The sequence below is a fragment of the Streptomyces sp. UG1 genome (assembly GCF_049974585.1).
GTDB lineage: Bacteria > Actinomycetota > Actinomycetes > Streptomycetales > Streptomycetaceae > Streptomyces.
In genome coordinates this window covers 92,894-104,200 of sequence record NZ_JBNGGG010000023.1, presented here as the reverse complement: position 1 = coordinate 104,200, position 11,307 = coordinate 92,894, and the positions used below count along the sequence as shown (strand labels likewise).

The following is an 11,307-nucleotide window of genomic DNA, read 5'->3' as shown; positions in this document are numbered from 1 at the left end:
TTTCCTCCTTTGACGACTGTGACCGCTTCCGAGATCCAGCACGTCACACAGGCCGAATCCGATACGGGCCACCCGGCCGGCCTCTTCAAGATCGAGCCCTTCACTCCGCACTGCGAGGTGATCCGCGCCGCCGGCGATCACGCCGTCATCGGCGTCTCCCCCGGCAACAGCTACTTCTCCGCCCGCCGCGTCCTCGACCTCGCCCGCTGGGGTCTGGCGCTCTTCGCGCGGGTGGACTTCGTCTACACGGATCTGTACGTGGCCGAGATGTACGCGGCGTCCGGCTATCCGCCCGAGGACGCGCGCCGCAAGGCGGTGAAGAACCTGCGCGGAGTACGGGCCAAGGTGCTCGGCGCCGTACGGTCCACGGACCCCGGCGGCACCCGGCTGCACGCGCACGCCATGTCCGACTTCCACGGCAACGCGGCGTACCGCGAGATCCACGACCGCCTCCAGGCCCGCCTCGCCACCGACGACGAGTTCCGCACGACCTGCGAGAAGCTCGTCGACTCCTTCCTGGCCGGCCGGGCCGGACGGGCCAGCGCCGCCCAGCGCGAGGTCTGCCTGGCCTACGTCTGCGCCGAGGCGCCCCTCTTCCTGGACACCCCCGCCATCCTCGGCGTCCCCTCCTCCCTGAACTGCTACCACCAGTCGCTGCCGATGGCCGAGCTGCTCTACTCCCGCGGCGCCGGCCTGCGCGCCTCCCGCAACCAGGGACACGCCATCGTCACGCCGGCCGAGGGGACAGCCGATGCTCACTGAGGACCTCATCGACTTCCCCTTCTCCTGGCGCGGCGACCGGCTCCCGGAGGAAGTGGAGGAGCTGCGCGGCCGCACGCCCGTGCGCCGTGTGCGCACCATCGCCGGGGACGAGGCCTGGCTGGTGTCGTCGTACGAGCTGTGCCGGCAGGTCCTTCAGGACCCCCGCTTCAGCCTCAAGGACACCTCCGCCCCCGGCGTGCCCCGCCAGTACGCGCTGACGATCCCGCCCGAGGTCGTCAACAACATGGGGAACATCACCGGCGCCGGGCTGCGCAAGGCCGTACTGAAGGCACTGAACCCGAAGAGCCCCGGCCTGGTGGAGTGGATGCGGCGCCATGCCGCCGAACTCGTCGACGCTCTGCTCGGCGAGGGCGCCCCGGCCGATCTGCGCGGCGGCTTCGCCGATCCGTACTCGGCGGGCATGCACTGCCGCGTCCTCGGCATCCCGCGGCAGGACGCGCCCCGGCTGATGCGCAGCCTGGACATCGCGTTCATGAACTCGGCCTGCCCCGTCACGGGCGCCCGGCTCAACTGGGACCGGGACCTCGCCTATATGACGGAGCGGCTCGACGACCCGGCGACGACGGGCCTGATGGCCGAGCTGGCCGCGCTGCGCACGGACCCCGACTACGGCCATCTCACCGACGAGATGCTCGCGACGGTCGGGGTGACCATGTTCGGCGCGGGCGTGATCTCCACCTCGGGCTTCCTGACCATGGCCCTGGTGTCGCTGATCCAGCACCCGGACCTGCGGGACGAGCTGGTCGCGCACCCCGGCAGGATCCCGGCCGCCGTCGAGGAGCTGCTGCGCGTCAACCTGTCCATCGGCGACGGCCTGCCGAGGCTGGCGACGCAGGACGTACGCCTCGGAGAGGTGGAGATAAGGGCCGGCGAGCTGGTGCTGGTCCTCGTCGAGGGCGCGAACTTCGACCCGGCCGCCTTCCCCGACCCGCACACGGTCGACCTCGGCCGCGACAACGCCACCGCCCATCTCTCCTTCGGCGGCGGCCGCCACTACTGCCCCGCCACCGCCCTCGGCCGCAGACACGCCGAGATCGCTCTGGAGACCCTCCTGGAGCGGATGCCGAAACTCCGGCTGGCGGTGCCGATCGAGCAGCTCGTGTGGCGGACGGGCTTCATGAAGCGGATCCCGGAGCGTTTGCCGATCATGTGGTAAGTGCGGATCTACCCGCTTTACCCGCAGATCGCCTGTTCACAGGCTCGGCGGCCGGTCTCGATTACCGAAAAGTTCAAGCACTATGGTTCGCCCTGTGCGTGTACTTCTGGTGGAAGACGACGAACCGGTCGCCGAGTCGCTGCGGCGAGGACTGCTGCGCTACGGCTTCGAGGTGGCGTGGGTCACCACGGGTGCCGCGGCGCTGAGCCACCGCGACCCCTACGACGTCGTACTCCTCGATCTCGGCCTGCCCGACACCGACGGACTCGACGTCTGCAAGGCGCTGCGCGAGCGCGGCGATGTGCCGATCATCGTGATCAGCGCGCGCAGCGACGAGACGGACCGGGTGGTCGGTCTGGAGATCGGCGCGGACGACTACGTCTCCAAGCCGTTCGGGGTCCGTGAGGTCATCGCGCGGATACGGGCCGTGATGCGCCGCATGCAGCCCCGTACGCCCGCCGCCGAGGCCGGCCCGGACCGGTACGGCGACCGCCTCACCATCGACCGCAAGGCGGCCCGCGTCCGCCTGGACGACGAGGAGGTCCCCCTCGCGCCCAAGGAGTACGACCTGCTGGCCTTCCTCACCGAGGAGCCCGGGGCGCTGATGTCGCGCGAGCAGATCATGGAGGCGGTCTGGGACGCCAACTGGTTCGGGCCGACCAAGACGCTGGACGTGCATGTGGCGGCGCTGCGGCGCAAGCTCGCCGGGGTGATCTCGATCGAGGCGGTGCGGGGGGTCGGGTTCCGGCTGGAGATCGTGGACGGTGCCAGGGCCGACGGCGGTGGCGGCACGTCATGATCCGCCAGCTCGTCCGCAGCTACATCCTGCTCGTCGCGATCGCCATCGCCCTGTTCACCGTGCCGGTGGCGTTCTCGCTCACCGACCAGTTGCGGTCCGACACCAAGGAATCCGTGCAACGCAAGGCCGCGACCATGGCGGCGCTGCTGGGCAACGGGGACAGCGCCTCGTGCCTGGCCCTGGAACGGATGGCCAAGGCGTACGGCACGGCGACGGAGGGCGAGGTCGAGACGACCACCACCCCGCAGTGCACGCCGCCGCTGGAACGCCCGGACCAGGACGCGGCCCTGACCAGGGCCCTCGAAGAGGACAAGGCCACCGCCGACTGGGGATCCTCCTTCGTCTGGGGCCCGGAACTCGTGATCACGGTCCCCGCCCACTCGGGCGCCGACGACAAGGTCGTCGGCGCCGTACGCATCAATTTCTCGACCGACAAGATGACCTACCGCCTGTGGACCATCTGGGGCTTCAGGGCCGGCCTGGCGGTCGCCGTCCTCGGCGTGGCCGCCCTGATCGGTGCCGGGGTGGCCCGTCGGCTGACCCGCCCGCTGCGTCAGCTCAACGACATGGCGAGCAAGTTCAGCGACGGCGACCTCACGGCGCGCTCTCCCGTCACCGGCCCCCAGGAGACCCAGACGCTGGCCCGCACCCTGAACCAGGGCGCGGAGCGCCTGGACACCCTGATCGCCTCGCAGCGCATCTTCGTGGCCGACGCCTCGCATCAGCTCCGTACTCCTCTCACGGCGTTGCGCCTGTCCCTGGACAACATCGCGGACGGGGTGGACGACGAGTTCGTCAAGGAGGACGTGGAGCAGGCGACGGCCGAGGTCGTCCGCATGAACCGGCTGGTCAGCGGACTGCTGGTGCTGGCCCGCGCGGAGGCGAAGGTGACGGCCGCGGAGCCGCTGCCGCTGCTGGACATCGTGCGGGAGCGGCTGGACGTGTGGAGGCCGGCCGCCGACGAGCGTGGAGTCACCATCACGCTCAAGGGGGGTGCCGACGGCCGGCCGCTCGTGCTGACCAGTCCCGGCCATCTCGACCAGGTCCTGGACAACGTGCTCTCGAACGCCCTGGAGGTGTCACCCGACGGCGGCACGATCACCGTCCAGGTGGAGCCGAGGGGCGACGAAGTGGTGCTGTCGGTTCTCGACGAGGGCCCCGGGATGTCGGACCTCGACAAGTCCCGCGCCTTCGACCGCTTCTGGCGCGGCAAGGGCCTGACCGGGAAGGCCGGCTCCGGGCTCGGCCTCGCCGTCGTCAAACAGCTGGTGACGGACGACGGCGGGACCGTGACGCTCGGGGACGCGCCCCGGGGCGGGCTGAAGGTGACGATCAGCCTTCGGGCATCTTCGAGGAGTGGTGGTTGACGATGAGCCACTCGCCGCCGCGCTTCTCGTACTCGTAGGTGTAGCGGGCCTTGGTCGCGCTCTTCTCACCGGTCTCGGGGTCGGTGAGCGCGAACTCGTACACTCCCGCGTCGATGGCGGAGTTGCCGTCGAGGACGTTGATGTGCGACTCGACCTTCGTGCCGACCGGCTTGTTCTCCAGGAAGTGCTCGAAGTAGTCGACGATGCCGGCGCGGTCGGCGCGGACCTTGTTGGACAGGGTGGGCAGCAGGACCGCGTCGCTCGCGTACAGGTCGGCGACCTTGTCCGGGTCACCGGTCTGCAGCGCTGTGTTCCAGTCGTCGAACAGCCCGGCTATCTCCCTCTCGCTGGGCTTCCCGTGGCCCCACCCAGGCCCGGCGACCGCGGCACCGGCGGCGACGGTGCCGACGGCGACCACGGCGGTGGCGGTGACAATGGCTACGCGCTTGCCCATGGACTTGCGTGCGGTACGAGTCATTGCATCTCCAGTGCGGATCTGGTGCGGAAGTGACTCCAGATTCGCCGTGCACTGGTTAGCGCCCGTGCAGGGGACGTACAGCCCAGGGACAGGGTTCGCCCAATTCGCGCGCGGTGGCCGTACGGTTACCCGATGGCCCAAACCGTGGCGGGCGAGGCGCTGCTGGCCGGCATCGTGCTGCTCGGTGCCTCCGTCCAGTGGCTCACGGGCATGGGTTTCGCCCTGGTCGCCGTACCGGCCCTGGTGCTGTTGCTGGGCCCGGCGCAGGGGGTCGCCCTCGCCAACTGCGCGTGTGGCGCGATCAGCGCCGTCGGCCTGGCGAGCGGCTGGCGGCGGGTGCGGCCGGGCGCGATGGTGCCGCTGTGCGCCGCGGCGGCCTGCACGGTGCCGGCGGGGACCTTCACGACCCGCCAACTCCCCGAACCACTCCTGCTGTTGCTGATGGGCGGCCTGGTGACGATCGCCGTGCTCCTGGTCATGCGAGGCGCCCGGGTCCCCGCCCTGCGCGGCACGAAGGGCGCGGTGGCGGCCGGTGCGGTGGGCGGGTTCATGAACTCCGCCGCCGGGGTGGGCGGTCCGCCGGTGTCCCTGTACGCGGTCAACGCCGGTTGGACGGTACCGGAGTTCGTGCCGAACGCGCAGTTCTACGGGGTGGTCGTCAACGTGTTCTCGGTGACGGCGAACGGGGTGCCGGAGCTGAGTGCGGGGCGGTGGGGGACGGTGGTCGCGGCGATGGCGGCGGGCGGGTTGACCGGCAGACACCTCGCCGCCCGCACACCCGAACGGCGAGCCCGGCGGCTGGTGCTGACACTGGCACTGCTGGGCGGGGTCACGGCGGTCGGGAAGGGGGTGTGGGGCGTGTGGGGGCTGTGAACCCGGTCGGGCCGAGGAGGGCAACGCCTTCCCCGGGTGCGACCGCACCTCACACCCGCCCCCCGAACAGCCCCGCGAGCCCGTCGTCCAGTTCGGCCCCCACGGTCTCCTCGCCGGGCGCGATCACGGTGTAGGTGCGGGCGAGGAAGCGGTACAGGTCCGAGGTGGTGAAGCGGAGGACGGCCACGCCCGTCGGCGAGTGGAACTCCACGTAGGTGTGGGACGTCCCGCACGGCCGTACCCGTACGGTGCCGGGCCCGGCCGGCGCCCGCAGTCCCTCGCCCAGCAGCACCCGGGCGAACGTCCAGGTCGCGGCCTCGCCGTCGAGGGTGACGTGGGGCGGGAAGTCGATGTGCACGGCGAGGGGGTCGGCCGAGGTGTAGCGGAGGGTGGCGGGTATCGCGATGTCGTGGTCCGCGGCGGTGATCAGGTGGGCGCCGGTCGGCTGCTCCAGGGTGACGTACATGGGCGGGCTCCGATTCGGGGGGGGCGGGCGAAGGCATGCATCGGCCGGGTGTGGCCGTTGTGCATGTGAGACCGCCCGGAGGGCCGCCGCATTACGCCACTTCAGAAGCCTTTTCCTGTAACCCACGTCACTCTTCGCTCGTAATCCCCTGGTCCCGTGTCGCGCACGGCGGCTACCGTCCACGAATGGAGATTTCGCGATACGTGGCCTTCAGCAGCGACCCCGCCGGTGGCAACCCGGCGGGCGTGGTGCTCGACGCCACCGGGGTCGACGACGCGACGATGCTGGCGACGGCGGCCGACCTCGGCTACTCGGAGTCGGCGTTCGTGGTGCCGGCCGACGACGGCACGGTGGACATCCGGTACTTCAGCCCACTCGCCGAGGTGCCGTTCTGCGGGCACGCGACGATCGCGACGGCCGTCGCCCACGCGCAGCGGCACGGCACCGGCCGGCTGCACCTGCGTACCAAGGCGGGCCCGGTCACGGTCACCACCGACCGGGCGGCGGACGGCAGCGTGGTGGCGACGCTGGTGAGCGTGGCGCCGCGTACGGCCCCGCTCGCGGGGGCCGACCTGGCCGAACTGCTGGCGGTCCTGGGCTGGTCCGCCGGGGAACTGGACCCGGCGCTGCCGCCGCGCGTGGCCTTCGCCGGGGCCTGGCACCCGGTCGTCGCCGCCGCGAGCCGGGACCGGCTGGCCGACCTCGACTACGACATGGACGCACTCGCCGCCCTGATGGCCCGTCACGACTGGACCACCGTCGATCTGGTCTGGCGGGAGTCCCCCACCACGTTCCACGCCCGCAACCCGTTCCCGCCCGGCGGTGTCGTCGAGGACCCCGCCACCGGTGCCGCGGCGGCCGCGTTCGGCGGCTATCTGCGGGAGCTCGGGCTGGTACCGACGCCCGCCACCCTGACCATCCACCAGGGCGTGGACATGGGCCGCCCCAGCACGATCACCGTGACGGTCCCGGCCGAGCCGGGCACGGGCATCGGCGTGTCCGGGACGGCCGTACAGATCTGAGCCGGTCCTACGGCTCTACGGCTGCTGCACCGACCGCAGCCCCAACTGCTCCCCGATCTCCTGCTCCATCACCTTGCCGGCCTCGAACTCGAGGGTCTCGTCGCCCATCACGCCATGGTCGGTGTCGAGGCCGTCGAGTTCCTCGAGGGGCTGGTCCAGGCGGATGTGGGCCAGGACCGAGTGCAGGGCGCGCAGCGTCGCGGACGCCGTGGAGCCCCAGTTGGAGAAGTAGGAGAACTGCCACCACCACAGGGCCTCGGTGGTGCGCCCGGCGCGGTAGTGGGCCATGCCGTGGCGCAGATCGGTGATGACGTCGGCGAGGTCGTCGGAGATACGGGCCGGGACGGGGGCCTTGCGGGGCTCGTAGGGGTCGAAGACCTCCGAGTAGACGTCGACCGGGTCCAGGAGGCGGGCGAGGTTCTCGCGGAGTTCGTCGACGTCCGGTTCCGGGCCCAGGTCGGGCTCGTAGCGCTCCTCGGGGACGATGTCCTCGTGGGCGCCGAGGCGGCCGCCGGCCAGCAGGAGCTGGGAGACCTCCAGCAGGAGGAAGGGCACCGTCGAGCCCGGCTCGTCGCCCTTCGCGACCTCGGAGACCGCGACCAGGAAACTCTCGATCTGGTCCGCGATCTGGACCGCGAAGTCATCCGGGTTCTGCTCGGTCGCGTGCAGCGTGGCGTCAGACATCTAGGAGTCGTCTCCCCTCGAAGGCGCGGCCGAGGGTGACCTCGTCCGCGTATTCCAGGTCGCCACCCACCGGGAGGCCGCTGGCCAGGCGGGTGACCTTCAGGCCCATGGGTTTGATCATGCGGGCGAGGTAGGTGGCTGTCGCCTCGCCCTCCAGGTTCGGGTCGGTGGCCAGGATCAGCTCCGTGACCGTGCCGTCGGCCAACCTCGCGAGAAGTTCTCGTATACGGAGGTCGTCGGGCCCGACACCCTCGATCGGGCTGATCGCGCCGCCGAGGACGTGGTAGCGGCCGCGGAACTCACGGGTCCGCTCGATCGCCACGACGTCCTTGGGCTCCTCGACCACGCAGATCACCGCCGGGTCGCGGCGCGTGTCCCGGCAGATGTTGCACAGCTCCTCCTGTGCGACGTTCCCGCACGTCGCACAGAAGCGGACCTTCGCCTTGACCTCCATCAGGGCCTGGGCGAGGCGCCGTACGTCCGTCGGTTCCGCCTGCAGGATGTGGAAGGCGATCCGCTGGGCGCTCTTGGGACCGACGCCGGGCAGCCGCCCCAGCTCGTCGATGAGGTCCTGGACCACGCCTTCGTACAACGGACTGCCGTCCTTCCTGGGGTTCCTTACGGTACGTACGGTAGTTGGCGGCGGCCCCTGTAAGGAAGGCGCGCCGGGAACGTCAGAACGGCAGGCCGGGGATGCCGCTGCCGCCGCCCAGGCCCTGGGCCAGCGGGCCCAGCTTCTGCTGCTGCAGGTTCTGCGCGTTCTCGTTGGCCGCCTGTACGGCCGCGATGACCAGGTCGGCGAGGGTCTCGGTGTCCTCCGGGTCCACCGCCTTCGGGTCGATCTTCAGCGCCCGCAGCTCGCCGGCGCCGGTCACGGTCGCCTTCACCAGGCCGCCGCCCGCCTGGCCGTCGACCTCGGTCTGCGCCAGTTCTTCCTGCGCCCGCTGCAGGTCCTGCTGCATCTTCTGGGCCTGCTGGAGCAACTGCTGCATATTGGGCTGGCCACCACCGGGGATCACGATCAGCTCCTTGCGCGTGTACGCGTTTGATGTTTCAGCACGAGCCTACGTGGTCGGCGTGGCCGTCGCCCCAGCACTCTTTCGAGTGAGACGAACTGGAGTGAACTGGAGTCCTATACCTGATCAAGGACCCCTTCCGGGCGGAAAAGAGGCGAAAGGCATCTCTTCGCCACCCATTGGGCGGTAGGAAGGGTCCGGCGCGTCAGCCTCAGGTGTCGCGTGACGTTCCGTGCGCGGTGGGGGGCCTACGGCCCTTCCCGACCCGTACGTGATGTCACGCACCGTGACAGTAGGGAGTGCCGGGTGGGTCAGCCGGAGATGCAGCCCGACAGGTCGCCGCAGGACGGGCGGGGCGGCGGAGGGGCGGCCGGACTTCGGCCGGGCGATCTGACGGGACGGGCGTTTCCGCACGGGGACTGGGGGGAGCCGGCGGTGCGGCTGGACGAGCTGTACCGATGGGTGGAGCGCGGGGCGCTGGAAACGGCGGCGTGGTATCTCGCCGACCGGGTGTGGAAGCGGCGGGCGGCGCGGGCGCTGCGCGGCGGGGCGGCGGCGGGAGCGGTCGTAGGGGCCGCGCTGCCCCTGCTGGACCTGACCGGGGTCGCGGGCGGGGTGGCCCCCTGGGGATATCTGGCGCTGCTGCTGGCGGTGGCCTGCCTGGCGACCGACCGGTTCTTCGGTCTCACGTCGAGTTGGATAAGGGACGTCGCCACGGCCCAGGCCGTGCAGCGGCGGCTTCAGGTGCTCCAGTTCGACTGGGCGACGGAGAGCGTGAGAGAGGTCCTGGGCCCGGCCGAGGGCACGGCCGGTGAGGCCGCCGAGCGGTGTCTGGGCGTACTGCGCCGCTTCTCGGAGGACGTGACCGAGCTGGTGCGGTCGGAGACGGCGGACTGGATGGTGGAGTTCCGCACGGGGGCGGCGCCGATGGGGATCCAGTCGGCGGTGACCGGGGGGACCCGTCAGGAGGCGGGCATGAGCGGCCTGGGCCGCTTCCCCGTCCCGCCGCCGAACGGGTCCCGCCCGAACATGCCGCGCCAGCGCCCGCCGGAGCCGCGGTGATCCCGCCCCCGCCCCCCTCTCAGCGGCACAGCTCCAGCCCCACCGGCGTCCCGCACGGCACATGCCCCTGGGTACGGATCACCTGTCTGCTGCTCTCCTCGCCCAGGTAGGACAGAAACCCCGCCGTCAGGGACTCGTCGGGCGCGGTCCCGTAGGTGTAGGCGTACTCGATGTCGCGGTACGGGTAGGCGCTGTCGCCGCGCTCGATCTCGTCGACGTCGGCCCGGTCGCCGTCGAGCGGCACCGTCCGTACGCCCTTGTGCTCGGCGGCGGCGCTCAGCTCGCTGTACCCGAGGGCGCCGGGCTGCTCGGCGATCTTGTCCAGGACGTCGGAGGTACGGGCGAGTTCGCAGCGCGTGACCGCGGTGACGGCGGTGCCCTCGGGCGGGCGGCAGTCCAGTGACGTGCTCTGCGCCTGCTCCCATCCCCCGAGCACCCGGTCCTGGAACACCTGCCGCGTCCCCGAACTGTCGCTGCGGCTGACCAGGACGATGGGCAGGTCGGCGGTCGCCTTGTCGATGCCGGGCAGCACCTCGCCCCACCGCTTGTACCGCCCCTTGTAGATGTCCCTCACCTGCCGCACGGACAGCCCCTGTGCCCCGAGCCCGATCCCGTCGTTGACGGCGAGGGTGAAGACCGACAGCGCGACCTTCTTCCCCTTCAGCCCCAGGCGCTCGCCCAGCGGGCCGTCGGAGAACGCGATGACCGACCGCGCCCGGACCTTCGACTGGTCGGCCAGCGCGGCGAGTTCGGCGACGCCGGCCTCGCTGCCGCGGGTCTCGACGTCGATCTCGGCACCCTCGCACTTGTGCTCGTAACTCTGCGCCAGCCTCGAGACCACCGGCTCGAAGGCGGTCGAGCCGATCACCGTCAACCCGCCCTGCTCGCAGTCGATCGGATTGCCGTCACGGAAGACGACGATGCCCGCGACCGCCAGCACGCAGAGGGTGAGCAGTCCGGAGAGGATCCTGGCCGGCAGGCTGAACAGCGGCGGCTTGTCGTCCGGCGTCGCGCTGCGGTTGGGGTGCACCTCGCCGTTCCGGAGCCCGCCGCGCAGCCGGATGTCCTTGCCCACGGCACCGCCGGACAGCAGCACCAGCAGCTTGTAGTAGTCGCCGGGGTTGAGCGGGACGCGCGGCAGGCGCATCCGGTTGTCCTCGTAGGAGAAGCCGCGTTGCGGGGTGAAGTGGTCCATCAGGTGGTCGATGTCGGTCGGCTGGGTGACCGAGACGCCCCGGATGGTGCGGTCGGCGAACACCGCGGTCAGGCCGTGCAGTTCGGGGCCGGTGTAGTCGTCGCGGTCGATGTTCTGCGCGCCGTCGTTCTCGACGCGCAGCAGCACGAGTGTCGCGTCGTCCATGTCCGCGTCGAACGCGCCCAGCCGGACGTTGGCCCGGCCCGAACTCAGATCGTCGCCTATGGGGTTGTCCATCTGGACGCGGTAGCCGATCCGCTTCTTGCGCGGCACCCGGCGCTCGTACCAGACCATGAAACCGGACGCGACGACACCCAGCACAGCCGTACCGACGGCCACGATGTTCTCTGCGCTCAGCCACTCCACCGGCGTGACCGTAAGCTCGTTCGACCTCAACAGCCTTACG

At 71.0% G+C, this 11,307-nt stretch carries 13 protein-coding genes; 7 read left to right on the top strand and 6 right to left on the bottom strand.

From position 1 onward, the window contains the following. Window positions 1-18: 18 nt before the first annotated feature. From ACP4J3_RS25345 to ACP4J3_RS25330, 4 genes are all read left to right on the top strand, one after another. A complete protein-coding gene (locus ACP4J3_RS25345; RefSeq protein ID WP_426538302.1) occupies window positions 19-762 on the top strand; it encodes a tRNA-dependent cyclodipeptide synthase in 744 nt (247 codons plus the stop codon). Further along, on the top strand, window positions 752-1,939 hold the full coding sequence (locus ACP4J3_RS25340) for a cytochrome P450 (protein WP_426538187.1): 1,188 nt from the start codon (window positions 752-754) through the stop codon (window positions 1,937-1,939). The genes ACP4J3_RS25345 and ACP4J3_RS25340 overlap by 11 nt, the downstream gene beginning before the upstream one ends. A gap of 94 nt (window positions 1,940-2,033) precedes the next feature. Beyond that, on the top strand, window positions 2,034-2,738 hold the full coding sequence (locus tag ACP4J3_RS25335; protein WP_426538185.1) for a response regulator transcription factor: 705 nt from the start codon (window positions 2,034-2,036) through the stop codon (window positions 2,736-2,738). Continuing rightward, the gene (locus ACP4J3_RS25330; protein ID WP_426538183.1) at window positions 2,735-4,105 is read left to right on the top strand and encodes a sensor histidine kinase; all 1,371 of its coding nucleotides are present in this window, start codon (window positions 2,735-2,737) and stop codon (window positions 4,103-4,105) included. Before ACP4J3_RS25335 ends, ACP4J3_RS25330 begins: the two co-directional genes overlap by 4 nt. Here the strand turns inward: ACP4J3_RS25330 and ACP4J3_RS25325 are convergent. Further along, the gene (locus ACP4J3_RS25325) at window positions 4,071-4,583 is read right to left on the bottom strand and encodes an SgcJ/EcaC family oxidoreductase (protein WP_426538181.1); all 513 of its coding nucleotides are present in this window, start codon (window positions 4,581-4,583) and stop codon (window positions 4,071-4,073) included. The genes ACP4J3_RS25330 and ACP4J3_RS25325 overlap by 35 nt on opposite strands. Before the next feature lie 132 nt (window positions 4,584-4,715). Here ACP4J3_RS25325 and ACP4J3_RS25320 point away from each other — a divergent pair, with 132 nt between their 5' ends. Further along, window positions 4,716-5,456, top strand: a complete 741-nt coding sequence (locus ACP4J3_RS25320; RefSeq protein ID WP_426538179.1) for a TSUP family transporter — start codon at window positions 4,716-4,718, stop codon at window positions 5,454-5,456. 49 nt (window positions 5,457-5,505) lie between these two features. On the opposite strand, the gene ACP4J3_RS25315 is transcribed toward ACP4J3_RS25320, so the two are convergent. Then, entirely contained in the window at window positions 5,506-5,922 is a 417-nt protein-coding gene (locus ACP4J3_RS25315) for an SsgA family sporulation/cell division regulator (protein ID WP_426538177.1), read from the bottom strand. Window positions 5,923-6,107: 185 nt separating this feature from the next. On the opposite strand from ACP4J3_RS25315, the gene ACP4J3_RS25310 reads away from it, so the two are divergent. Then, window positions 6,108-6,944 carry a PhzF family phenazine biosynthesis protein gene (locus ACP4J3_RS25310; protein WP_426538175.1) on the top strand — a complete coding sequence of 279 codons (837 nt, stop codon included), beginning with the start codon at window positions 6,108-6,110 and terminating at the stop codon, window positions 6,942-6,944. Window positions 6,945-6,959: 15 nt separating this feature from the next. Here the strand turns inward: ACP4J3_RS25310 and ACP4J3_RS25305 are convergent, their stop codons facing one another. From ACP4J3_RS25305 to ACP4J3_RS25295, 3 genes are all read right to left on the bottom strand, one after another. Next, window positions 6,960-7,628, bottom strand: a complete 669-nt coding sequence (locus tag ACP4J3_RS25305; protein ID WP_426538173.1) for a DUF5063 domain-containing protein — start codon at window positions 7,626-7,628, stop codon at window positions 6,960-6,962. Then, window positions 7,621-8,220 (bottom strand): recombination mediator RecR, encoded by a 600-nt coding sequence (gene recR, locus ACP4J3_RS25300; RefSeq protein WP_030053254.1) that lies wholly within the window; start codon window positions 8,218-8,220, stop codon window positions 7,621-7,623. The genes ACP4J3_RS25305 and recR overlap by 8 nt, the downstream gene beginning before the upstream one ends. An 82-nt stretch (window positions 8,221-8,302) precedes the next feature. After that, a complete protein-coding gene (locus ACP4J3_RS25295) occupies window positions 8,303-8,647 on the bottom strand; it encodes a YbaB/EbfC family nucleoid-associated protein (RefSeq protein WP_380850694.1) in 345 nt (114 codons plus the stop codon). A 303-nt stretch (window positions 8,648-8,950) separates the two neighbouring features. On the opposite strand from ACP4J3_RS25295, the gene ACP4J3_RS25290 reads away from it, so the two are divergent. After that, window positions 8,951-9,706 (top strand): SLATT domain-containing protein, encoded by a 756-nt coding sequence (locus ACP4J3_RS25290; protein ID WP_426538170.1) that lies wholly within the window; start codon window positions 8,951-8,953, stop codon window positions 9,704-9,706. A gap of 19 nt (window positions 9,707-9,725) precedes the next feature. On the opposite strand, the gene ACP4J3_RS25285 is transcribed toward ACP4J3_RS25290, so the two are convergent. Continuing rightward, entirely contained in the window at window positions 9,726-11,267 is a 1,542-nt protein-coding gene (locus ACP4J3_RS25285) for a PstS family phosphate ABC transporter substrate-binding protein (protein WP_426538168.1), read from the bottom strand. Window positions 11,268-11,307: the final 40 nt, after the last annotated feature.